The 24182-nt window shown below is 44.1% G+C and carries 25 protein-coding genes; 18 read left to right on the top strand and 7 right to left on the bottom strand.

Features of this window, described 5'->3' with window-relative positions; all coding sequences use genetic code 11:
* Together OIT45_RS05280 and OIT45_RS05275 are read left to right on the top strand one after the other, a co-directional pair.
* A complete protein-coding gene (locus OIT45_RS05280; protein WP_264339904.1) occupies positions 1–1767 on the top strand; it encodes an ABC transporter ATP-binding protein in 1767 nt (588 codons plus the stop codon).
* 178 nt (positions 1768–1945) lie between these two features.
* Complete coding sequence (locus OIT45_RS05275; protein ID WP_135796997.1) at positions 1946–2149, top strand: hypothetical protein; 204 nt, start codon at positions 1946–1948, stop codon at positions 2147–2149.
* A 129-nt stretch (positions 2150–2278) separates the two neighbouring features.
* On the opposite strand, the gene OIT45_RS05270 is transcribed toward OIT45_RS05275, so the two are convergent.
* On the bottom strand, positions 2279–3136 hold the full coding sequence (locus tag OIT45_RS05270; RefSeq protein WP_264339903.1) for an aldo/keto reductase: 858 nt from the start codon (positions 3134–3136) through the stop codon (positions 2279–2281).
* Positions 3137–3428: 292 nt separating this feature from the next.
* Here OIT45_RS05270 and OIT45_RS05265 point away from each other — a divergent pair, with 292 nt between their 5' ends.
* The 3 genes from OIT45_RS05265 (at position 3429) to OIT45_RS05255 (ending at position 5508) form a co-directional block, all read left to right on the top strand.
* Positions 3429–4010 (top strand): TetR/AcrR family transcriptional regulator, encoded by a 582-nt coding sequence (locus tag OIT45_RS05265; protein ID WP_199403965.1) that lies wholly within the window; start codon positions 3429–3431, stop codon positions 4008–4010.
* A gap of 78 nt (positions 4011–4088) precedes the next feature.
* On the top strand, positions 4089–4739 hold the full coding sequence (locus tag OIT45_RS05260; RefSeq protein WP_199403964.1) for an ATP-binding cassette domain-containing protein: 651 nt from the start codon (positions 4089–4091) through the stop codon (positions 4737–4739).
* Positions 4732–5508, top strand: a complete 777-nt coding sequence (locus OIT45_RS05255; protein ID WP_135797001.1) for an ABC transporter permease — start codon at positions 4732–4734, stop codon at positions 5506–5508. Before OIT45_RS05260 ends, OIT45_RS05255 begins: the two co-directional genes overlap by 8 nt.
* 57 nt (positions 5509–5565) lie before the next feature.
* Here OIT45_RS05255 and OIT45_RS05250 read toward each other — a convergent pair whose 3' ends face one another.
* The gene (locus OIT45_RS05250; protein WP_003608596.1) at positions 5566–6306 is read right to left on the bottom strand and encodes an amino acid ABC transporter ATP-binding protein; all 741 of its coding nucleotides are present in this window, start codon (positions 6304–6306) and stop codon (positions 5566–5568) included.
* 6 nt (positions 6307–6312) lie between these two features.
* Positions 6313–7014, bottom strand: a complete 702-nt coding sequence (locus OIT45_RS05245) for an amino acid ABC transporter permease (RefSeq protein WP_199403963.1) — start codon at positions 7012–7014, stop codon at positions 6313–6315.
* Between the two features lie 525 nt (positions 7015–7539).
* Between OIT45_RS05245 and OIT45_RS05240 the strand changes: the two genes are divergently transcribed.
* The 5 genes from OIT45_RS05240 to OIT45_RS05220 all read left to right on the top strand — a co-directional run bounded on the left by OIT45_RS05240 (position 7540) and on the right by OIT45_RS05220 (position 11132).
* A complete protein-coding gene (locus tag OIT45_RS05240; RefSeq protein WP_264339902.1) occupies positions 7540–8211 on the top strand; it encodes a transporter substrate-binding domain-containing protein in 672 nt (223 codons plus the stop codon).
* A 135-nt stretch (positions 8212–8346) separates the two neighbouring features.
* On the top strand, positions 8347–8469 hold the full coding sequence (locus OIT45_RS05235) for a hypothetical protein (RefSeq protein ID WP_264329972.1): 123 nt from the start codon (positions 8347–8349) through the stop codon (positions 8467–8469).
* A gap of 14 nt (positions 8470–8483) precedes the next feature.
* Positions 8484–9284, top strand: a complete 801-nt coding sequence (locus OIT45_RS05230; protein ID WP_199403962.1) for a transporter substrate-binding domain-containing protein — start codon at positions 8484–8486, stop codon at positions 9282–9284.
* A 62-nt stretch (positions 9285–9346) separates the two neighbouring features.
* A complete protein-coding gene (locus OIT45_RS05225) occupies positions 9347–9622 on the top strand; it encodes an acylphosphatase (RefSeq protein WP_199403961.1) in 276 nt (91 codons plus the stop codon).
* A 616-nt stretch (positions 9623–10238) separates the two neighbouring features.
* Positions 10239–11132, top strand: coding sequence for a prenyltransferase (locus OIT45_RS05220; protein ID WP_135797006.1), 894 nt, complete (start codon positions 10239–10241; stop codon positions 11130–11132).
* Between the two features lie 58 nt (positions 11133–11190).
* On the opposite strand, the gene mprF is transcribed toward OIT45_RS05220, so the two are convergent.
* Positions 11191–13722 (bottom strand): bifunctional lysylphosphatidylglycerol flippase/synthetase MprF, encoded by a 2532-nt coding sequence (gene mprF / locus OIT45_RS05215; protein WP_264339901.1) that lies wholly within the window; start codon positions 13720–13722, stop codon positions 11191–11193.
* 2 nt (positions 13723–13724) lie between these two features.
* On the bottom strand, positions 13725–14435 hold the full coding sequence (locus tag OIT45_RS05210; protein ID WP_135797008.1) for an alpha/beta fold hydrolase: 711 nt from the start codon (positions 14433–14435) through the stop codon (positions 13725–13727).
* A gap of 254 nt (positions 14436–14689) precedes the next feature.
* Here OIT45_RS05210 and OIT45_RS05205 point away from each other — a divergent pair, with 254 nt between their 5' ends.
* Positions 14690–15805, top strand: coding sequence for an AI-2E family transporter (locus tag OIT45_RS05205; RefSeq protein WP_135797009.1), 1116 nt, complete (start codon positions 14690–14692; stop codon positions 15803–15805).
* A 37-nt stretch (positions 15806–15842) separates the two neighbouring features.
* Here the strand turns inward: OIT45_RS05205 and OIT45_RS05200 are convergent, their stop codons facing one another.
* Complete coding sequence (locus OIT45_RS05200; RefSeq protein WP_135797010.1) at positions 15843–16178, bottom strand: winged helix-turn-helix transcriptional regulator; 336 nt, start codon at positions 16176–16178, stop codon at positions 15843–15845.
* Positions 16179–16342: 164 nt separating this feature from the next.
* On the opposite strand from OIT45_RS05200, the gene OIT45_RS05195 reads away from it, so the two are divergent.
* Positions 16343–17113 carry a nuclear transport factor 2 family protein gene (locus OIT45_RS05195; RefSeq protein WP_199403959.1) on the top strand — a complete coding sequence of 257 codons (771 nt, stop codon included), beginning with the start codon at positions 16343–16345 and terminating at the stop codon, positions 17111–17113.
* 101 nt (positions 17114–17214) lie between these two features.
* On the opposite strand, the gene OIT45_RS05190 is transcribed toward OIT45_RS05195, so the two are convergent.
* The gene (locus tag OIT45_RS05190) at positions 17215–17856 is read right to left on the bottom strand and encodes an NADH-flavin reductase (protein WP_199403958.1); all 642 of its coding nucleotides are present in this window, start codon (positions 17854–17856) and stop codon (positions 17215–17217) included.
* A 149-nt stretch (positions 17857–18005) separates the two neighbouring features.
* Between OIT45_RS05190 and OIT45_RS05185 the strand changes: the two genes are divergently transcribed.
* The 6 genes from OIT45_RS05185 to OIT45_RS05160 all read left to right on the top strand — a co-directional run bounded on the left by OIT45_RS05185 (position 18006) and on the right by OIT45_RS05160 (position 24112).
* Positions 18006–19466, top strand: a complete 1461-nt coding sequence (locus OIT45_RS05185; RefSeq protein WP_264339900.1) for a glutamate--cysteine ligase — start codon at positions 18006–18008, stop codon at positions 19464–19466.
* A gap of 100 nt (positions 19467–19566) precedes the next feature.
* Entirely contained in the window at positions 19567–19977 is a 411-nt protein-coding gene (locus OIT45_RS05180; RefSeq protein WP_199403956.1) for a DUF6508 domain-containing protein, read from the top strand.
* Between the two features lie 570 nt (positions 19978–20547).
* Entirely contained in the window at positions 20548–20943 is a 396-nt protein-coding gene (locus tag OIT45_RS05175) for a hypothetical protein (RefSeq protein WP_199403955.1), read from the top strand.
* Positions 20944–21577: 634 nt separating this feature from the next.
* Positions 21578–22921, top strand: coding sequence for an amino acid permease (locus OIT45_RS05170; protein WP_135797013.1), 1344 nt, complete (start codon positions 21578–21580; stop codon positions 22919–22921).
* A 73-nt stretch (positions 22922–22994) separates the two neighbouring features.
* Positions 22995–23888, top strand: coding sequence for an alpha/beta hydrolase (locus tag OIT45_RS05165; protein ID WP_264339899.1), 894 nt, complete (start codon positions 22995–22997; stop codon positions 23886–23888).
* A 14-nt stretch (positions 23889–23902) separates the two neighbouring features.
* Entirely contained in the window at positions 23903–24112 is a 210-nt protein-coding gene (locus tag OIT45_RS05160; protein WP_135517942.1) for a hypothetical protein, read from the top strand.
* Positions 24113–24182 lie beyond the last annotated feature (70 nt).

Here is a 24182-nt window from a genome sequence, read left to right as displayed (position 1 = left end):
ATGGATCGTGGACAAAACGTTGAAACAGAAGCGTTTCAACGACCAGCAAAGTTTGATATGAAGGCATTTATGCGCTTGATTCGTCAAACAAAACCAGCCTACTGGCAACTAGGGCTGGGCCTAGGTTTGGGCGTTATTGCGACGGGCATTCAGTTGGCCGTGCCACATTTTGCGGGTGATTTGATTAACGGATTTGGTAAGTCGATTGATAAAACATTGCTCGTCAGTGTGATTGGCATGTTTATCTTGAGCGCGGTAATTAGCGCCTTATCAGGAACTGTTTTGGGAATCTTTGGCGAAAACGTGGTTAGTCGTTTGCGTAATACCTTGTGGGACAAACTAATTCGTTTGCGCGTCGCATATTTTGATGAAACCAAAGCGGGCGAAATGACGTCGCGTTTGATTAATGATTCAACGCAAATTAAAGACTTGCTGGCAAACTCATTTCCTCGTATGATTACGTCTTTGCTAACAGTGGTGGGTGCGTTGACGCTGATGGTCTTGAAGGACTGGCGCATGACGGCGATTATGGCATTGGCAATTCCATTGGTTATGTTGGTGATGTTGCCAGTGATGCGCCAATCACACAAGGTTGGTCGTGATCGTCAGAATTCATTGGCTGACTTTAATGGGGCAGCCGGTGAAACGCTAAGCGAAATTCGTTTGGTGAAGTCATCTAACGCGGAGCCATTTGAAACGGAAAAGGGCCACACAACGATCCAATCTTTGTACAAGATTGGCTTGCGTGAAGCTGTGTATGATTCTGTGGCCGGTCCATTGATGACGGCGGTTATGATGGGATTATTTGTTGGTGTATTGGCCTATGGTGCGCACCGTGTGTCACAAGGCACGATGACGATGGGAACGATGTTTTCATTCTTGATGTACCTATTCCAATTGCTGGGCCCATCAGCAACGTTGGGTCAATTCTTCTCAGATTTAGCTAAGGCTAGTGGTTCAACAGAACGTGTTCAAGCCTTGTTGGCAGAGCCTGAAGAAGATTTGACGTCTGGTGTCGAGGTTGATGTTGAAGGACAAACGTTGGCGATGAACCATGTTGATTTTGCCTATGATGACAGCAAGAACATCTTGAGCGACGTATCGTTTGAGGCCCAGCCAAATACAGTTGTGGCGTTCGCTGGACCGTCGGGTGGTGGTAAGTCAACCATCTTTAGTTTGCTTGAGCGTTACTACATGCCAACGGCCGGTGAAATCATGATTGGTAATCATGATGTGGCAGATGTGAATTTGGCTAATTGGCGTGAACAAATTGGGTTTGTTAGCCAGGATTTAGCGATTATGGCTGGGACCATCCGCCATAATTTGACGTATGGTCTAACGGGTGATTATTCAGATGATGATTTGTGGCGTGTGTTGGGACTAGCATTTGCTGAAAAGTTCGTGCGCGACATGCCAGCTGGCCTGGACACTGAAGTTGGCGAACGCGGTGTTAAGGTGTCTGGCGGACAACGTCAACGTTTGGCAATCGCGCGTGCGTTCTTGCGTGATCCAAAGATTTTGATGTTGGATGAAGCGACGGCAAGTTTGGATTCAGAATCTGAAGCAATGGTGCAAAAGGCTTTGGAATCTTTGATGAAGGGGCGTACGACGTTGGTGATTGCACACCGTTTGAGTACAATTGTAGACGCCGACAAGATTTACTTTATCGAACATGGGACGGTAAGTGGCGCTGGTACGCATAAGGAATTGGTTGCTAATCACGAGTTGTATCGTGAATACGTTGATACTCAATTCAATCAAGATTAATATGTTTTGGCAGGCGGGTGTAGATGATTACACCCGCTTTTTGTTTCATGTGGAACAAAATTAGTTAACTTAGGTATCTTTTATTGTGGACGACTTTTTCCTTTCACTCTTGAATAAAAGTAAGTAACGGTTATAATAAATACTCGTGTGAGATTTATATTTGTGAGAGGTTTGAATAATGCAAGAGATGAAGTATGTGATGTCAGCAAAGGCGTCAGCTATTGCCGCTATTGCAACGATTGTTGTGTTCGCAGCATTGATGTTGCTATTTAGCGCTGAGGGCAACGCCTCAACTTGGGAAGTTGAGTTAGACGTTGTTCTAGCCGTTGTTGCTTTGTTGGCCGTAGGCGTCGTTACTGTCGCTTTTGGTTTTAAGAAGTAATCATATATCAATATCGTTGGGTGGTTGGTGAGAGAGCCTCCTGATGAGCAAGAAATCATTCAATTGAATCATTCCTTACAGACAAAAACGCCTCTAACTTTTCAGTTAGGGGCGTTTTGTTATGCATAATTAGAAGTTTGTCTTGTCAGCGTCGTTGTGCGTACCAGCAACACCTTCAAGCTTGTCCAACGTTGCCATGTCTTCAGCAGACAACTCAAAGTCAAAGAGTTGACCGTTTTCAACGATACGCTCCTTGTGCATTGACTTTGGCAATGGCAAGAAGCCGTGTTGCAATGACCAGCGCAATGCAACTTGGGCAACTGACTTGTTGTACTTGTCGGCAACTTCTTGAATTGCAGCGACCGTCAACATCTTACCCGTTCCCAATGGTGAGTAAGCTTCAGTCAAAACGTTGTGCTCGTTGTTGAAGGCAACAATTTCGGCTTCCACGTCAGAAGGGTTAACGAACAATTGGTTAACCATAGGCGTAACCTTAGCCGTCTTCAACAATTCTTCGAAGTGGTGTACTTGGAAGTTTGAGATACCGATTGCACGGACCTTACCAGCCTCGTAGGCTTCTTCCATCGCACGCCAAGTCTCAGCGTTAGCTTCGGCCCAGTTTTCGCGGTTAGCCTTTGGGTTTGGCCAGTGGATCAAGTACAAGTCCAAGTACTCCAAGTCCAAACGCTTCAACGTGTCTTCCAAGGCTTGCTTAGCTGACTCGTATCCGTGCATGTCGTTCCACAACTTTGACGTTACGAAGATATCTTCGCGGGCAATGCCTAAATCCTTCAAAGCACGTCCAATTGATTCTTCGTTACCGTAAGCAGCGGCCGTATCGATGTGACGGTAGCCGGCAGCCAAAGCATCCAACGTGCTTTGGTAGGCCACATCACCATCAGGCGTTTGCCAAGTTCCGAATCCCACAACGGGAATCTTAACACCGTTTGAAAGCGTGTAAGTATCAGTCAATGATGAAATAGTCATTAAATTTCACACTCCTATTAAATTGATTAGGTGCATCGACGTGTAACGTTACTAAATAAAAATAAGTTACACAACTACTCCTTAATGATAACAAAAATATTGAGAAGTTTAAAAAATTAGGCACTTTTTTAAGGTTCGGCTATAATAAAGCAGACTAGGAATGTCGGAGGTTTTGACCTCCGACGTGACCAAGTCGCCCTTATCAGGTGCGTTGTTGGTCTTACGCCTGACTAAAGTCAGGGGTTTTAGACTAACAGCTACTGTGATAAACAACAGAACGGAGGTGAACGCCATGGCGAAAGTGACGACAGAGTCCATTTTTGATGCCGCACGAGCAGTTCTCGACGAAAAGGGTTTTGAAAAGTCACGATTAGCTGACGTTGCCCGAAAGTTGGATATTACGCCGGCGGCTTTGTACAAGCATTTTGCGAATAAAGAGGCGCTTTTTGAAGCGATGAATACGGCTTGGCTAGAGCAAGTTGATGGCCCGGTTTGGGAAGCGAATGTTCGCGCACCCGAAGAAGAGCGTGTCACAGCCTTGCACGATTGGTTGTGGTTGTTGGCATCACGTCGACGCGAAGGATTTAGCCGTGAGCCTGAAATGATGGCTTTTTACGAAGAACAATTGGCTAACCGAGATGTGTTGCTTGATCCACGTTTGCAGGATTTTGCGCTGGCCGTGGAAAACATCATGGCCTGGGATACATTCCGTAATCAGCGTGGCATGACCATCATGCAGACATTTACATATTTCTATCACCCATTTTTTGCTGACAAGTGGGATGACAATTTGTTTAAAACGCTTTTCGAAACAACGTGGCAAGAAATGTTGCCAGTTGTGGAGCAAGGAATTGTCTTAAATGAAGAAAATTGATTAATCAGCGTTGGTGCCGGGTGCATCAGCGCTTTTTGGTTTAAAATGTTCATTAGGTTTATTGTGGGGAGGATATGTATGACATCTTTAGAATTAAAAAAGGTTAATTATCTGGTAGATGGCCGGACGATTTTGAAAGACTTAAATTTGAAGCTTTCATCTGGCGACTGGGTGACGGTAGTGGGGCCGTCGGGAACGGGTAAAAGTACTCTATTAAAGATTATTGCCGGACTGCAAGATGCCACTGATGGTGATGTGTTGTTGGATGATATCGATACAGCGACTATGCCAATTGGGGTGGTGCGCCAACAAATCTCTTATGCGACGCAGTCAGCTCAACTCTTTGGTGAAACGGTACGTGACAACCTAGATTTTCCGTTTTTAGTGCGCCAAGAAACGGTGAATGAAGCCGCCCAACGTGACGGTTTGGTAAAGATGGGATTGCCCGAGACGTATCTTGATAAGGCGGTTTCTGAATTGTCAGGTGGTGAACGCCAACGCATTGGTGTGTTGCGTAATTTGCTATTTCCACCAAAGGTTTTGTTGCTAGATGAAATTTCAACCGGTTTGGACAGCGAAACGAAGCAAGCAATTTGGCGAGCCATTCACGCCTTGCATGACCGCGAAAAAAACATTGTCTTGTCAGTCACACACGATGAGCAAGAAATCGCTGAAGCGCAAACTGTGTTAACGTTGCACGAGGGTGAGGGGGTGTTGACGCATGAATAGTCAAATTAATGTTAGCAACTGGTCACTCGCCCTTGCGTTTGTGTTGGTCGTTATCTCATTGGGGATTAGTTATCGTCAGAAATTAGGGCTCGAAAAGGATACGATTATTTCGGTTGCTCGCGCGATTATCCAACTGATTATTGTTGGGTACCTATTGAAGTTTATCTTCAACTTGGATAACTGGTTGGTCACGATTGTGATGCAACTATTCATTGTTTATAACGCTGCTCGTAATGGAAAAAAGCGTAGTCAGGGAATTCCGGGCGCCTTCTATATCTCTTGGTGGGGATTGCTCCTATCAACGACAGTGACGATGAGTATCCTGGTTTTGACGGGTGTTCTGAAGTTTGAGCCTTACCAAATGATTCCAGTCACGGGTATGGTAGCCGGAAACTCAATGACAGCAGTTGGCTTGGTTTACCGTAGTTTGAATCAACAGTTCCGTGATCAACAAGGCCAAGTGTTTGAGCGTTTGGCCTTGGGTGGCTCGCCTAAGCTAGCTGCTAATAGCATTGTGCATGAGGCTATCCGTACTGGTATGCAACCAACAATTGATACGGTGCGTACGTATGGTTTGGTGTCATTGCCAGGTATGATGTCTGGTTTGATTATGGCGGGTGTTGATCCAATTCACGCCATTAAGTATCAAATCATGGTTGTGTTCATGTTGCTTTCAGCGACCGGTATTTCATCCGTATTTGCTAGTTTCATGGCCTACCGCAAGTTCTTTAATGAACGTTGGCAACTACAATTGCCAGTTAAAAAGTAAGAAAAAGACCTTCGAGAAAAAATCTCGAAGGTCTTTTGTTTCACGTGAAACACGTGGTTAATCTTCAAATTTGAATGCGTTTAGGAAGTGCTTGATACGGTCAGTTGGCTCGCTGAAGAACTCAGCTGGTGTACCATCAAACACAATTTCACCGTCTTCCAAGAACAACATGCGATCAGCGGCTTCACGTGCGAATTCCATGTTGTGTGTCACGATAATCATTGATTGGTCGTCCTTTGCCAAACCATTCAAGACACGCAAAACTTGTGCTTCCAATTCAGGGTCCAAGGCAGAAGTTGGCTCATCAAGCAAAAGATAGTCAGGTGACATCGCCAAAGCACGTGCGATAGCAACACGTTGCGTTTGACCACCAGATAGTTGGTAAGGGTAACGATCAGCCGTGTTATCCAAATTAACAGCTTGTAGCAATTCGTGCGCCTTTGCGATTGCTTCGGCTTTGTTTTGCTTCAAAACATGTACAGGAGCCTCAATAATGTTGCCTAAGATTGTTAGGTGATCGAACATACGTGGTTGTTGGAAAACCATGCCAGTCTTACGACGAACCCAAAGCAATGTTTCAGTTGTGATTGGTTGGCTCAAATCAATCGTACGATCGTCCAACGTGTACAAACCTGAATCAGGGTGCTCTAACAAGTTAAGTGAGCGAAGCAACGTTGACTTACCTGAACCAGAAGGTCCGACAATAACCGTCGTTTCATGTGGATTGAACGTCACGTTGATATCTTTTAGCGCGTGGTGTTCAGCGTATTGCTTATCAATGTGTTCTAACTTCAACATAATTAATTACCCTTGTACCTTTACGAAACGATCAGCCCATCGTTGGATGTAGCGTTGTGGAATAGACAAAATTGAGACGAATAGTGCGTAAATTGCAGCGACTAGCAAGTACATTTGCAATGGTTCGAAGTTGGCAGCGGCCAATTGTTGTGAGAGGTAGAACATCTCAACAATCGTGACAACAGATGCCAATGACGTATCCTTAACCAAAGAAATGAATGAGTTTGCCAACGTTGGAATTGAAATACGAGCAGCTTGTGGCAAGATGATACGCAAGAAAATTTGTGAATCAGTCATACCAAGGGCCGCACCAGCTTCGCGTTGTGTATCGGGAATTGATGAGATAGCCGCGCGGATTGCTTCTGAAGCATAGGCAGCCGTGTTCAATGACAATACCCAAATAGCAGCGGCCCAACCAGAAGGAGATAGCCAGCTAATGCCCAGCTTAGGCAATCCGTAGAAGACCACGAACAATTGGACCAACATTGGGGTTGAACGGAACAACCAAACGTAGAACCAAAGGACGAACTTCAAAATGCGCCAACCAATTGACTTGATACCCGTTGCGTGCGGTACGTATGAACGGAGCATCGCAACAATTGCCGCAATAATAACGGCGATGACAAATGAGATAAGTGCTAGAGGCACTGTGTACTTGATACCCGCCATAATCAATTGTGGGGCATACTTGGCAATAAATTCAAACATGAAGATTCCCTTTCTGAGGATGAGCGCAAAAAAGAGCGCGCCGACAGTTTCTGTGTGACACAGGAAAGGCCTAGCGCGCTCTTCTTAACGGTTCATCGGAATGATAAGTTCACCAAAACGACCTACCGCGAATAGCGCGCTAGGCTGATGCAAGCAACAGTAATTTGTGTGTTGATCGTCATCATGGTTAACTTTCCTTCCGTCTTTTTTAATTAGTCTTTGTTGTGTTTCATTTTAGAGACATCGCTAACTAAATGCAAGCGTTTTAGGATAAGAAATTCTCGGTGCTGAATTAAATAAAGATTAAAAAGGTATTTGACAACCATGGCAAAGTGGGTTTATGCTATGCAACATACTTTTTGAAAGGGCGTAAGATAATTATGCAAAAGCACAGCTTTAACGGGATTAAGCTAGTCGCAGCGGTATTTGCCGCAGGAACATTGTTGAGCGCCGGGGTGTGTAACCGCTAATGCGGATTCTACTAAGAACCTCGGCCTCCTTCACAAGGATCAACTAACTGTTGGTTTGGAAGGTACGTATGCACCATATTCATACCGTACTGATTTAGGTAAGCTAACAGGAATTGATGTGGATATGGCCAAGGAAATTGGTAAGAAGATGGGTGTTAAGGTCGTTTTCGTACCAACGAAGTGGGATTCACTGGTTGCGGGTTTGCAAGACCACAAATACGATATTATTTTGAATGATATGGCTGTGTCGCCAGCGCGTATGAAGGTATTCCGCTATGGAGCGAAGTACATTTATACTGGGGGAGTTGTCGTCACTAAGAAAGATTTAGGGATTAAGCAAGTTACTGATATTAAGGGCAAGAAGACTGCTCAATCAGCAATTGGTAACTATGTGAAGTACGCCGAGAAGCTAGGATCTACGAATGTTGCTGTGCCAGGATTTGCTGAAGCGGTTGCCACGGTTGAAAACGGGCATGCAGACGCAACTTTGAATGATGCAGCGGCCTGGGGAGTTTACAAGAAGGCGCACCCTGATACTGATTTGATTGCTATCCCTTCACCATCAAAGTACATGCCTGTAACTGGGGCAGCACCTATGATGAATAAGAAGTCCGTTGCCCTTGATAAGGCCGTTACAAAGGCTGAACATGAGCTTCGTAAGGATGGCGTGATGAAGAAAATTTCAGAAAAGTACTTGGATGCTGATTACAGCAATCCAGCCAAGTAAGATTTAGCATTTGCAATTTAGGGATCGTTTTGGTTATTATTTGAAAGTGACCAGAACGATTCCTTTTTCGTTTGCGCAAATAAAAAGACGCGCATATACTCACTCAACGGAATAAAAGTTGAGGAAGTTAACGATATGATTGTTTCGTCAGTTAATTATCGAAAGCGCTACTGGGTAATGCGTCTAAACGTTGCATTGACTGTAATGTTTGTGACGTTCAACTTGGGATCAACACTAATGATAAATACAGCTATGTAGGCGAGGGTATAGAAATGAACAAGATTATGAAGACGTCTGTTGCGTTGGTTGCAGCAGGTATGATTGGTGGCGTTGTTGCATCAGCAACGACTGTTTCAGCGGCATCATACAAGAGTGAATTGAAGACGAAGGGCAAGTTGACCGTTGGTTTGGAAGGGACATATGCACCATTCTCATACCGCAGCGACTCAGGTAAGTTGACGGGATTCGAAGTTGAATTGGTTAAGGCCGTTGCTAAGAAGATGAAGTTGAAGCCAGTGTTTGTTCAAACTAAGTTCGACTCATTGGTCGCTGGTTTGGATGCCAAGAAGTACGACGTTGTGTTTAACAACATGTCAATCACGCCAGAACGTAAGAAGGCTTACGCATTTGCGCAAGAATACTTGTTCACTGAGTCAGTGATGATCACGAAGAAGGGTTCAAAGATTAAGACATACAGCGACTTGAAGGGTAAGAAGGCGGCGCAAACGTCATCATCTGACTTCGGTCAAGCGGCTACTAAGGCTGGGGCAAAGATTGTATCAGCACCTGGTTTTGCAGAAGCTTTGGACTTGGTTGATTCAGGTAAGGCTGATGTCACGTTGAACTCACAAGACTCATGGGGCGTTTACAAGAAGGCCCACCCAAAGACGGACTTGCAAGCTAAGGTAACGAAGGCTTTGGGTGAGACGACCGCAGCGCCTATGCTCGACAAGAAGGATAAGAAGTTGGCCGCCGCAATCACAAAGGCAGAAAAGTCTTTGAAGAAGGATGGCACAATGAAGAAGTTGTCAGTGAAGTACTTCGGTTCTGATTTGACCACTGAGAAGAAGTAAAACGCTATAATAGTCCCATGGATAACCGTTATCCATGGGACTTTTTTGATAGGGGAAAGGCTATGGTAGAACCAAAAAGCATCGTTGTGACAGGTCGTGTTCAAGGGGTTGGTTTTCGCTATTTCACGAAAATTTTGGCCGATCGTTTGGGTGTTACAGGTGTGGTCTGGAATGCATCAGATGGCTCTGTTCGAATCGAAGCGCAGGGTGACGAGGTGGCGATGAAAGACTTCGTGAATGGTGTTAGTGTGTCACCGTCACCGTATGGTCGGGTTGATTCGGTTACGTCTGAGTCGATTGATGTATCGCCAGAACGACGAATGTTTAAGGCAGTTTAGAGACGTATACCAATCTGTATTTTGGGGTCGTGAATTGGCCGGTGCGTTACTTAAAATTTAGTGTTTCAGCTTGACGTTGATCCGCCACTTTTGTGGTTCGGATTGACGTCTTTTTTGTCGGTTTTTGGTGTGTGTTTGAGGTGCAATTTTTGATGTTTGTTGGGGCGGGTTTTTGGGATGCAGATTGCTTTTTTTGATGGGGATGAGGTGTGCTTTTTGAGACGAAGTGTTTCAAATGTTGGTGATTTTTGATGTTGGTTATTATCAAAATCCACCATCGTTATGATGGCCAATATGCAACCCAATGCATAAACAACATACACGATTTTGCATATAAATGCATACGGAATATACGTGTAAAAACGATGGCTTGGCGGTGTAAAAATATGAAAATCCTTTACATTTTTAACTGAACGCCTCGTTCAACAGCTGTAACATGTAACACGTGTAAACCCTGCCTTTAACGCCTTGGTTTGGCGAAATTGTATGATACAACATAAATGTTAAAGAGCGATTTCCCCTACCCTACCCCTGTGGATAACTCGGTATTTCTTGCTTACAGCGGGTACTTCGGGTAAGCTGAATTGTCGGAAAAACTTTTTGGAGGTTTTTGAGAATGACTTTGAAAACATGGTTGAAATTCGTTGAAATTCAATCTTTGGTAGCGAGTGTATTGCCATTGGTATTGGGTAACTTGTACGCGGCGATTACTTATCAACATATGAATGCGGTGCTAGCGATTGTGTTTGTAATCGTGGCATTTGCCTTGCAGATGGCAGTGAATGTTTGGAACAATTTGCAGGACTTTAAGTCAGCCACAAGTGAGGAATGGAAGAACGGTGTGAACAACATTGTTGGCTCGGGTGGCATCACACCTCGCCAAGGATGGACAACACTGATTGGGTTGGTGTTGATCGTTGCGGTTGGTGGCCTTTGGTTGGTGTCACAAACGGGTATACCATTGTTAGTGATGGGGCTGATTGGTTTCGTCGTTGCCTATTGGTATGCAGGGACACCATTGCCATTGTCACGTACGCCTTTTGGTGAACTGGCGTCTGGTTTGACGATGGGATATTTGATTTTCCTAAGTGCGACCTACGTAAACGTTGCGCCAACATTTACGACTGAATTGGTGTTACACGCAATTGTTGCATCAGCTATTTCTTGGTTCGCAATCGGCGATATTATGTTGGCGAATAACATCGGTGATTACGAAGAAGACCTGGCTGAGAATCGTCACACGTTGGTTTGGTACCTTGGTAAGGAACGTGCCGTTAAGGTGTTTGGTTGGATTTATTTGGCTGGGTACATCGTGTTGATTTTGGCGGTTATTTTGCGTATTTTGCCATGGCCAGCATTGATTGCGCTGGTCTCATTCCCAATCGTTATGAAGAACACGAAAGCCTTTCAAGCGAACCCGATTAAGCCAAACTTTCCGCAAGCAATTAAGAATGCGGTGGTCATTTCATTGACCTTGGCAATTGGCTTGGTTGTTGCGCTATTCATTTAATGTTTTGAACAATGCTAAAAAGCTGCCCGCTCAAATTTGAGAGCGGGCAGCTTTTTTGTTAATCCAATTCAACACCAGGGTTATCAATCAGCAACAAAGCAATCATGACAAAGATGATGTTTGAGTGGTTTGAATAAGCGATGTAGTAAGGCTGCCAATCACTGGCGAACTTACGCTTGTAGTGACGCAAACCTTCGAACGAATAAATCGCAGAACCAAATTGGAAAATGAGGTTGGCGATACGTTCGCGGATGAAACTGTGTTGGTATAAACCAACGTTAGCTAGCGGTGACATACCAAGGTTGAATGTTTGATAACCGGCATCGCGAGCATATTCGAAAGTCTTAACGAACAGCACGTCCATCGTACCATTTGGTGATTCCTTCGTGAAACGCATGAGATCAACGGTCATTTGATTTTCCGTGTGTGACGTAACCAAGGTTGCAAAGGCGACGATATGGCCGTCAGGAGCCTTTAAAACGCCAATGCCGTCACGTTGGAGGTAATGATCATCGAAGAACCCCAATGAATAACCTTTTTCCTCACGACCATTCAACCATTCGTTTGAAATAGCGCGTAACTCGTTCATTAGCACAGGGCTGAATGGTGGTTGCAGAACTTCGTATTCGAAGCCTGCCGCAGCAGCTTGATTAATTTCACTACGGATATTAGCGAACTTCTTACCAGCGGTCTTAAAGTTTACGGTATCAACGCGGGCTTCTTCGCCAAGCTTCATGAAGTTGTACCCGAACTCGTGGGCAATCATGGCGATTTGTTCTGATACCTCATAGAAAATTGGCATGTAACCAAGGCGGTCAGCTTCGGAAATGAAGGCGCTCATAGCGGCTTTGAAATCATCGGCGTTACCAAATGGATCGCTCATAACGGCGGCTTTGTTGTTGATGAGACGGAACTGAATGGCCACGGAATCTTCAGCACCTTCCTTAGGTTGGTAGTAGAAGAGACGCTTATCACCCAAGAAAATCAAATTCGTGTAGTGGTTATCGCCGATTGCGAGAACTTTTTCAACACGTTCTTCATCAAGCGCTTCACCGAGTAATTCGCGCTTACCTTGCAAGTAAGCGATGAAGCCCAATGAACCAAGGCTCACAGCCACGATTGTCAGGAAGCCAATAATCCACCAATGGAATGATGGCAACAACAAGAGGCATGTAGAACGTATGTGGAAGTGTGCTGACACAACTGGCAAGTTGGCTAGCCCGATTAATAGATAAGCGATAAACAAAATACTGTAAATGGCACCGTCAATTAGACGAGATTCCCAGCTGTACACCAATTGTTCACGCGTTAAACGTGGCTTGATGAATAATGTAGCTAGGAATAATGCGCCAACCAGAATAACTGGTGTGATGTAACTGCGTGAAATGAAGACGTAGATAAATGTGACGGCTAGCAAAATTAATGTTGGCACGTAGGCACGTTTTACTTTGCTAGCGATACCACGTCCAGCCATGATTAACATGAACCCTAAGAAGATGTTAGGCACCTGTGTTAGAAAGTTGCTCGTCCAAGGGCTAAAACGTTGTAAGAATGTAATTGATTCCAGTGTGCCAGGGAGTGCACCAACCAAAATCATCGTGATACCCATCAAGTAGAGCAATACGGCATCAACTTTTTGGATGATTGATCCGGCAATGGCTCTTGGCACACCACGGAATGATGCATTCAAATTAACTAAGGCGCTGCTGATGGCTGCAATTACAGCGATGATGCCGGGAATTGCGGTGTATGCCAAACGGTAGAACATAATCCATAGGAATGCGACCGCTGAGTCGATGCCAAGGTGTTGTAGTCCGAAGAAAATGAAGATATCGAATGTGCCGTAGCCGCCAGGCACTAATGTGATTAGGCCGATTACACGGGCGGCAATAAATAGTGGCACAAGTTCAAGTAGCGGCGTTGGTAGTTGCATAACCGCGCCGAATGCCAGGAATGCAACGGTGCTACCAAACCATTCAACCAACGAAGCGCCAACTGTCTGGACGAATTTGTGGGTTGTGACTGGGAATGCAAGTGATTTCCAATTGCGAATTGTGACGGCGACACCTATGAAAGGTAGCAAAATGCCAATCAACAAAATAAATGAGTAATCGGCAACAGGCGCTTTCGGCCAGAAAATAAGGGTCGCTACAAAGCTCAACAAGCTGGCGATGCCTAAACCGAATGTACCTTGCCACCAGTGTTGGCGGATTGTCGCTGATTCTTGAATGGAACGGCTGTTAAACACGCGACCGCGCAACCAGCTCATGACCACATCGCCAATGCCGAATGCATTGTTTAAGTTGGCGATGGTCCAACTTTCAAACCAAAACTTGCGGCCCTGAGGTGCGTTATCCGCATCGTTATCCCGGAAAATCTTTCGTAGCACCCAGTCTGATAAAACGCCGGTGCTTGCGCCGACTAAACCAATCAAAAAAATGCTGATAGTCAGGCTGATAGGTAACTCTGCCAGGATAGCGACAATACTCTCTGGCGGAATGTGTTTGATTAACGCCCCGAGTTCAAATAGCGCGACGAATGCGACGCCGATAATAAAAATTCGTCTGAAATTTAGAAAACTAGATTTCATGATTAATGCTCCTTAAGAAATTGACGCACGATGTTTGAAAAAACCAACGGCGAAAATTGAATGAATAAATGTGTTTTAAACGGTGCAATGTAAAGGGTGCCGTTTCCCAAAGCGTGCGCAATGTTTAGCGAGTGACGTCGCTTAATAAAGTCGAATTGGCCGACTAAAACAAGGGTGGGCGCCGTGACTGCCTGCAAATCTCGCTTGGAAATGCCTGGCGTTTTGAACATAAGACTGGTTTGCTGCCAACGTGCTTCGAAGAAGGGGTGGAGATGTCGCAACTTGCCCAATAACCATTCAATCCAGCTTGCAATTAGAATAATCGGCTTGGCTAAGCCATTAATGGTCAGATTAGGGGCGTTCAAAACTAATGCGTGAACGTGTGTCGGGTTATCCAGGGTGTAACGTAAAGCTAAGTTGGCCCCATCGCTATACCCCAAAATGCTCCACGTCGGGATGTTAACCGCGACCCGCAGCTCATCCAAATCTGATGCTAGCAGCTGGTAATTAAGTTGCGGTTGTGTATTGGTTGATAGGCCGTGACCGCGCGCATCTTGCGTAATGACATAGAAGTCATGCGCGAAGAGGGGGAGGTAGGCGTTGAAGTCTTGTTGCGATCCGTTGTTACCATGTAATAACAGCAAGGCTGGTTTTGTAGGCGAGCCGTATGTTTGATAATCGATTTGGCTACCATCTTTAGTATGCAATTTCATATAAAATGCCTCGATATGTTAATACTTATTATTTTACACAAAAAGCCTGTGGATAACTTGTGGAAAGTTTGTTCGCATGACAAATGTCACGCGCAACCAATCGTTAGGTTAAACTTAATTAACAAGTGAAGAAAATCACAACGCCCATAAACGGGCATTTGTCGCGTGTTTTGGTATAATAAAATGCATTAGGTTGCCAACTTTCAAGGTGGCAATCGCGGGGAATGTATCAAAAAACGAAAAGAGGTAGACGTGTGTTACAGCAATTGAAACAATCACGACTCTTGTATTGGACAGTGGAATTATTAGCCGTTGCCCTCCTGATTCTGGTTGTAACGCAGTTGAGTTTTATACTCGAACCGATTGGTAAATTTATCGGAGCGGTGTTTGTGCCGCTGATTGTATCAGGATTTTTCTATTACTTATTAAACCCGATTGTTGGGTTGCTTGAAAAAGTTCACGTTGGTAAGTTCCATTTGAAGCGTGGGCTTTCAATTGCGATTGTGATGGTGCTATTGATTGCATTGATCGTCGCAGCCGTGATGGCGTTGGTACCAGCGTTGGCGACGCAACTTGGCAAGCTGGTTGATAATGCACCAGGGCTGATTAAGACGGCGCAAAGTTGGATTTCTCAGCTAAGCGAAACGGACTGGGTGAAAGACATTGGCGTGAACGCTAATTTACAGGATTTACAAGCCCAAGTTCAAAAGTACGGTGAAACATTTATCTCGGGGACTGCAAGTAGTTTGAGTACGTTGATTGGGACGATTACCAGTGTAACAATCACGGCCGTTACCGTCCCGGTTATGACCATTTATATGTTGAATGACGGACAAAAATTGGTGCCGTTCCTACAGAAAATCTTTCCAGGCCGAAATGAGGGCCGTGTTGCTGAGATTTTGGGTCGTTTAAACAAGACGATTGCACAATACATTAGCGGACAAGCAATCGAGATGATTTTCGTTGGTGTAGCGACGACGATTGGCTACTTTATTATTGGTCAGAATTACGCACTACTACTTGGTATCTTTGCCGGTTTAACCAACCTGATTCCCTACGTCGGACCGTACATCGGTCTGGTACCCGCAATCTTTGTGGCGTTTACCCAAGACATTTGGCAAGTTGTTTGGGTTGTTGTAGTGGTGTTGATTGTGCAACAAATTGATAGTAACTTAATCTATCCACGTATCATGGGTGCATCGCTAAACATTCACCCATTGACGATTATTATCTTATTGTTGGCGGCTGGAAACATTGCTGGTATTGCCGGTATGATTTTAGCCGTGCCGTTCTATGCGGTTGTGCGAACGGTTATTGTTTACGCTTGGCAACTATGGCAAATTGAAAAACAACAACGGACAGAAGCCTAAAAAATGGCGCTACTTCTTATGAGGTAGCGCCATTTTTCTAGTTAACGTGGGTCACGTAGTAGTCAGCCCAGATACGCATCGCTTCATGGACGTCTTGCAATTGTTGCCCAACGTCAGTCAATGAATATTCAACGCGGGGTGGAACTTCCGGATAAACCTTGCGAGTCACAATTTTGTTTTCTTCCAGCCATTTTAAATTGCTAGTCAGCACTTTTTGCGTGATGCCCAGCTTCTTTTGCAATTCTCCGAAGCGGAGCGTCCCTTCCTCTAATAAGAGGTTAACGATGTCTGGACGCCAGCGATTACGGTGTAGTTCATTAAGAGTCACGAGCTTCTCGGCAATTTCTGGTGTCATGTCGATACTGAACGTCATCGGGTTGTCTCCTTATTTTTTCTGTGAAGTTAATGTATCACACAATAGTTTCTTTCGGGAAACTATGCCACTTTAAAGTGCCTACTTATGCAATTTATGCGTGTGCGATATATTATAGGCATAGACAAGAACGATTATGAAAAAGTACTTGGAGGTACAAAACTATGACCCATACAGATATTGCAAAAGCATTGGTTGGTACATTTGTTTCAGGTGATATTGCGGTTGCTGAGGCAAGTGCATTGCCTACCTACAAGCAACACAATTTGAACTTTGGGGATGGCCGCGATGCGTTTATTGGCGCGGTTAAGGGCTTGCAAGAAGCGCCTGTGAAGACTACGTTGGAGACCGTTCGTTCATTTGAAGATGGTGACTTTGTTGTTTTGCAAAACGTGGTGAACTTCGCCGGTTCAGGTGATCAAGTTGCCTTTGATGTTTTCCGCTTTGAAGGTGACAAGATTGCGGAACACTGGGATAACGTGACCAACGTTGTGGCACCAAACCCATCAGGTCACACGCAATTCGACGGTGAAACGGCTGTGACGGATTTGGACAAGACTGACGAAAACAAGCAATTGGTGTCAGATTTCGTCCGCGATGTTTTGCGTGGTGAAAATCCAGAAAAGCTACCAGAATACATTGCTGGTGAAGACTACATTCAACACAATACAGACATTGCTGATGGTTTGACGGGACTTACGACGGCCTTTGCCGCGATGGCTGAACAAGGCGTTGCTATGGTTTATGACAAGGTATTCAAGGTTTTGGGCCAAGGCAACTTTGTATTGGTGATGGGGGATGGTGAATTTGCCGGTAAGGCAGTGACATTCTACGACCTATTCCGTGTGGCTGATGGCAAGATTGCGGAACACTGGGACATCATTGAAGAAATCCCAGCTCGAGACAAGTGGGCTAACGACGACGGTAAGTTTTAAATAGTACAAAAAAGCTGGCAGTCATGAAGATTGCCAGCTTTTTAATTACCGTATTTTTGGATTGGATTGTATATGTTTTAAATAGACACGGTAATGTTTTTTTAGAACTTGTCAGCTGCCGTGAAACGACCGTGAATGTGAGTAGGTGCTTCCAACTCATCATACAAAGCCTTGGCCAACGTACCAGTCGTAACACGTGATTCTTCACGAGCGTTGAAAATCAAAGCATCATCTGACTTCAAGTAGGTTGGTGTTGCGGGACCTGGCATAAAGGCTTGTTGTGGTGAGATTGCCATCCAGGCAAAATCATCAACCGTTTGCAAGTACTTGTATTCGTTAGCTTGCTCGATTGCTGCTTCGATCCAAGGTGCTTGTCCACGCATCAAACCTAGACGATCAGCCATCACTGAACCATCAGGCATTTGCAAAGTTGAAGAACCAACAATGAAGACGACGATAGGGGCGTCAGTGCCAGCCAATTGGTCGTGTAGATATTCGGCGAAACGAACGTGGTCGCTAGCGCGAGTGAAGTTCGAAGCGACGATGATAACATCAAATTGTGTTAGGTCTTCGCGCGTCAATTCAAAGTTTTGACGTTCGAAAGAAGGGATTTCATTACCAAACATGCGCGTCACCTTGCCGGCTGAACGTGTGATTGCAGTAACTTGGTGCCTACGTTGGTAACCTTCGATAACAAAGGCAGAACCGGCCATTCCGGTTGCCCCGATAATTCCAATATTCATGTGCATACTCCAGTCTGTTTTTTCAAGCCTTATCATAGTCGCTTTTGTAAAAGCGGACAAATAAAAAGGGTCAAAAAAGATTTAGCTGTTAAAGTCGTCTCATTGATTTATAATGTTTTTTAAATACTGCAGAAGGATAGATGAGAAATATGGCAGAAAACCAGTTGGAAATCGGCAAGTTAGTTGCTGAAAATGATTTATATCACGAATTGCTGGGTGGTCGTTTCGGCATCGAAATCGAAGAGCATCGCGTCACGGAAGAAGGACGCTTGAGCCGTCGTGTTTATCCGGATACGTTAGGGCCACGTGCCACGCACCCATATTTGCAAACGGATTATAGTGAAACGCAATCAGAAATTGTTACTGAGCCAGCAACGTCATTTGAGATGGCGCGCGACTTGTTGTTGCAACTACAATGGGTTTTGCGCGATCACATGGCCGAAAACGAAACGATTTGGCCATTGAGTATGCCACCACGTTTAACACCTGACGATTTGCAGTGGGTTGATGAAACGTTTGATCGACCATGGATTAGTGAATATCGTGATTGGTTAACGGATAAATATGGATCAACCCACGAAATCATCACTGGACTTCATTTGAATTATTCATTGCCGGAAATGCTACTTGAAAAGTTGTTTGCGCTTAGTGATGAAACTGACTATGTGACGTATAAGAATTGCGTGTATTTTAAGTTGGCACAAGCAATTTCAGCTAATCGTTGGTTGTTTGTCTATTTGTTTGGCGCAACGCCGTTTAGTTTGAATTCGACTGATTTACGCCTGCCAGAACTTGATCATCCAGTACGTTCATTACGCACGAGTCAATTTGGTTTTGCGAACGATGCTAATATCCAAGTTGATTACGCGACAAACTTGGCGGACCATTTGGACCAAATCGATCAGCATATCCAGGCGGGTGATTTATATTCAAACCATGAATTCTATGGCACGGTTCGCTTTAAGGGACCGGAGACAAAAGAAGCGATGGCTACAGAAGGCGTGCATTACTTAGAATTGCGTATTTTGGATGCTGACCCATTTGATCCAGCGGGTATTTCTGAAAATGCGCTGAATATCATTCACTTGGTGATTATTTACTTGTTACTCCAAGATGAGGTGTATTCGGCGGATGATTTGGTGCACGCTAATGAGCTGGCGAATGAAATCGCAATGCAGTCACCGACAGATAAATTGCCTAATCAAAAAGAGGCAATGGCCTTAATGGGTGAAGTGTCAAAGCTTGCCGATCATTTTGGTATGCGCTTTAATGATGGTTTGTCACTGATTGCAGAACGTATCCTAACACCAAGCAAGACGCCAGCCGCTAAAATTGTGGCACTTGCTAAAACGCCAGATGAGCTACAGACATGGGCGACGAAGTTGGGAAATGAACGTGGTAATTTGTTCCACGTGAAACATGACGAACAGTTTGAGGACTTGTTTGGGCGTGGTGAATTGGCTGGCGTTGTAAGGCAGGCTTATGAATTAGGCGTTCGTGTTAAGGAACGCACCCGATATGCTGTGACATTATCTGTTGGCGACCACGTTGAAGTATTGAACGAGATTAAGGACCTGAAGGAATTGTTCCCAGAAATCTTACCGGCCTAATTTACTGACTAAAAGGAAGTAAAGTGTTACAATAGCTTTCGTGATATCGAGAGGACGGTCGAAACATTGGGCACTCTCGTCAAAATGAAGGAGGCAACTAATGGCAAAAGAACACCCTTTTGATTTTAAGAAGTGGGACGCCTTTTTGGCAGAAATTGAAGGCAAGGCAATTCCTTGGGTAATGGGGGCTGTCGCTGATGGACACCCACAATACGACGAACGCATGATTGAGCTTGCTAAGGCTTTTGAGTGGTCAGATTACTTTGATCGCAACTTCGATCGTACGTTGAAGCAAAAGGGCCACCAAGAGTTGCCCGAAGAAGAAGTGGACGAAATTTCACGCACTAGCTCAGACTTCCGTGACTTGCGCGCTGTGACATCTGTTGTCATCTACGGCGAGCGTCGCTTGGAAGGTATGTGGGCAGCTATGACTGAAAAGGGTATCTTGCGTCGCTTGTTGAAGCGTTTGAACGACATGACGCCAGACGACTTCCCAGGTCCAAACTACTAAAATCAATTAACGGCTAGGTTTGATGTGAATTTAAAGGCAGAAGATGCTGATAATCTGAAAATTTAATATTTAAACCTAATGTAGGCAGCTGAATTCACATTGTTGATGTCAGCTGCCTTTTAAGTATAGTTCATTGCGTAGAAAAATTATTTTAAATAAGATGAGCGCAAGTAGCATGGCTGAAGTTTGACTAATGGGTTTAGGGTATTGGTTGGACATTTAAGTGCGTATTTAAAGACCTTATCGCGTAAAATTACAATAATTGACCCTTTGTGAAAAAATGTATTTGTTACAAGATTGTATTGTTTGTTATATTTTTCTTGTTGGTAAAGTATTTATTGGAGGGGTTAATGATGTCTATAAACAATATACGTAGGTATGGTAGTGTTTTGGTTGCAACGCTTGGAGCTGGATTGCTTTTCATGAGTAATACTGCTGTTCACGCGGATAGTGCCGTAACTAACGTTGTTACTAAATCAGTAGAAAAAAATTACTGTTCACGATAATAGCTCTTATGGGTCGATTGATGATGAAATCGTCTTTAGTGGTAGGGCCTTAGAACAATATTTTGTGATTGAAGGTCATCAAATTAGGTTACACGTTGATGCAGATACGCTTGCTAAAGCTATGAATGTATCGACAAAAACAGCGCAATTAATGATTGATAATACAAATGAAATAAATAACAGCGTATCCATTACAAACGGTTTTGTAGGGGTATATATTAATTTAGGGCCAAAGGTTAGAGGAATGGGTAGCTGGGCGGCAGCTGCTTTTGCTACTGGATATGTCGGGTTTTATCTCAAGAATTTTGCGGTCAATCCATTAACGGCTGGAGTTGCTAGTGTAGTTAGTGCAGGAGCAGGAGCTGCTGTTAAGTATGCTGTGGAGCACGGAATCAAAAGAGTTCCTGTTGGAAAGAATATTCCAGGTATTAGCATGTCGTATGTTGTGCAAGTGCCTTAATAAAGGGAGATACAAATAACGGTGGATTATTTAATAACAACTATTTTATGGATGCTGACCGCCTTTGGTGGCTACTTTGTAGTTTGGAAAGACTGGCAAAAATTAAAAGATTTATATAAGTTCTTTATAATAGTTAATCTTGGACTATCTATGCTTAGCGTCGTGAATTATCTATTTTTGAGATAGAAAACTTCTGAAAAACGAAATGCCGTTCTTATGAAGGTATCAAGTCAGATAATAAATTAAATACCTTGGACCCTACTTAGGCAGCAGAATTCATGTTATTGAAATCTGCTGCCTTTTGCGTTTGGTAATAAGTGACAGTATATCGATATTCAGGACCGTGTTGATTGAAGTGTGTACGTAGTTGTTCAGTGGCAGAATCCTTCATGAACATATAAAATGCGACAGACAATGGAATAAATTATGCTTATTTGCATGCCACTAGCGCTTATCAGAACCACAATGGCAACCTAGCTGTTTTTGTTTGCGAAAAAAGAAATATTAGTTACCGCAAGTCGGCGAAATCTTGAAAAATGAGTGAATTCTTATATACTAGAAAGAGTGTTGCAACTTTGCGACTACGTTATTGAAAAAGAAAATTAAATAAAAAGTCAGAAAGAGAGTGTTAACTATGGCACAGCAAGAAGCTTCTAATCAGAAGCTAGAGCGTGGACTTTCAAGTCGCCACGTTGAGATGATTGCGCTTGGTGGAACAATCGGAACTGGACTGTTTTTGGGTGCCGGTCATTCAATTAGTACGGCAGGGCCAGCTATTCTGCTAATCTACATCATCACTGGATTGTTCATGTTCTGGATGATGCGCGCATTGGGAGAATTGTTGCTTACTGATCCTGATAAGCCAACTTTTGTCGGATTCGTTGAGAAGTACCTAGGCAAAAAGGCAGGCTTCGTCATCGGTTGGACGTACTGGATTGGCTGGATTACGATTGCGATGGCTGAATTAACGGCCGTTGGAACATATATGAAATTCTGGTTCCCATCAGTTCCAGTTTGGATTTGGGAAATCATTTTCTTGGCAGCCCTTTACGGTATTAACATCATTGCCGTTTCAGCCTTTGGTGAAACGGAATTCTGGTTCTCAATGATTAAAATCGTCGCTATCCTGGCGATGATTGTGACTGGAATCATTATGATTGTGATGCATACGAAGACGTCAGCCGGGGTCACGAGCCTATCAAACCTATGGCAACATGGCGTGGTGGCGCACCAAGGACATCAAATGTTGGCCGCGTTCCAAATGGTCTTCTTCGCCTTTTTGGGAATTGAGTTCGTTGGTATGACGGCTGCTGAAACCAAGGATCCGTTGAAGACGATTCCCAAGTCAATTAATTCAATTATTATCCGAATCTTGATTTTCTATGTTGGTGCATTGATTGCCATCATGAGTATTCAACCATGGACGAATTACAACGCAAACGAGTCACCATTCGTACAAGTGTTTGCCGGAATTGGTATTTCAGCCGCGGCTGGAATCATTAACTTTGTTGTATTGACGGCTGCTGCATCATCATTGAATAGTTCATTATTTACAACTGGGCGTATGCTTTTCTCATTGTCTAACGGAAAGGGCTACGCTGGTAAGTTGAACCGTCGTTACATTCCACGTAACGCCATTAATATTTCAACAATTTTGATTGCCTTGGCAGCCGTGGTGAACGTTTTGTTCCCATCAAACGCCTTTGATTTGGTGACATCAGTTGCCTCAGCTGCCTTTGTGGTTATCTACGGCGTGCTTGTGTTTGCGCACTTGCGTTACCGTCAATCAGATGACTTCAAAAACGGTGAACAACACTTCAAGATGCCAGGAGCGCCATTTACGGATTACCTAACGATGGCTTTCCTAGCCGGTATCTTCTTGATTTTGCTATTTACGAAGTCAACGATGCCAACAACGGTCTTGGCAATTATCTGGTTTATCATCATGATTGCCCTTAGTCGCCGAGTTAAAGAATAAAATAGTGTATGATAAAGGTGGATGCAGATATGCATTCACCTTTTTATTTTGTCTAGGAAAGTGAGCGAAACACATGGCAGAAAAGTTTATTGAGCGAGATTATCAAAAGGTCCCAGCTGAAACCGACTACATTAAGCAACAATGGCACGATGTTGCCTACATGGATGGCGACCGGCACAGCATGGATATTTACTTGCCAAACGATGGCCAAGGACCATTCCCTGTCATTGTTGATATTTACGGTGGTGGGCTAATTTTCGGTGATAAGAGTTCACACAAGCTAGAACCGGCTTTGCGTATGCTGGATAAGGGCTACGCTGTCGTGAGCGTGGATTACTCATTGATTTACCAAAAGGATTTCCCATTCCAAATTTACGAAATTAAGGCGGCACTACGATTTTTGCGTGCCCACGCTGATGAGTATCAATTGGATATGAATCGTGTGGCATTGATGGGTGAGTCTTCAGGGGCACACTTGGCTGTGATGACTGGTGTTTCAGCATCAGTTGATGCATTGCAAAACCCATTTATGGGTGATAACAACAATCAACCAGAGACGGTAAATGCCATTATCGCGATGTACGGACCATACGCTTTTGATCAATTTGTGCCACAATTTGAAGAGAGTGGTGTGACACCAAAGTACGCTGAAACAGGTACGGCGGAATCATTCGAGGGACAAATGTTTAACAAGCAAGCACCTAAGGATGTGCCACAACGCGTTAAGAACTACAACCCAGAAATGTACTTTAATGACCAAATGCCACCTATTTTGGCATTTGCAGGAACGGCCGATGCTGTGGTACCTTATCAACAGACAGTTAATATGATTGACGCGGCTCGTCAATTCGTTCCTGAAGAAAAGGCAGTGTTGCATTTGGTTGAAGGAACTGGACACGGACCTGCGTCATACATGACGCCAGAGTTCACCGATGAGAAGATTGCTTTCTTGGAGAAGTGGCTCTGATTTAGGGGGCAACCATGTTTGGTGCGTTTGGTAAGTCGTTTTTTAGGGCGACACCACAACAATTATTTGTACAACTAATTATTGATACGGTCTGGTTTTTGATTTTCCGACCAACTGACCCAACGATGAAATGGATTTTTATTGCCATTTTGCCAGCGGTTGATTTGCTATCAGCGGTGGTTAGTTTTTGGAATTACGTTAAAGAGAATCGACCACAAAATTAAAACGAGCGAATGTTTCATGTGGAACATTCGCTCGTTTTTTTGTTTGCCATTTAAGCAAATGTTTTGACCC

The sequence above is a fragment of the Weissella sp. LMG 11983 genome (assembly GCF_025908495.1).
GTDB lineage: Bacteria > Bacillota > Bacilli > Lactobacillales > Lactobacillaceae > Weissella > Weissella fermenti.
Note: the sequence above shows the minus strand (reverse complement) of the source record. Positions and strands in the feature narration are given on the sequence as shown.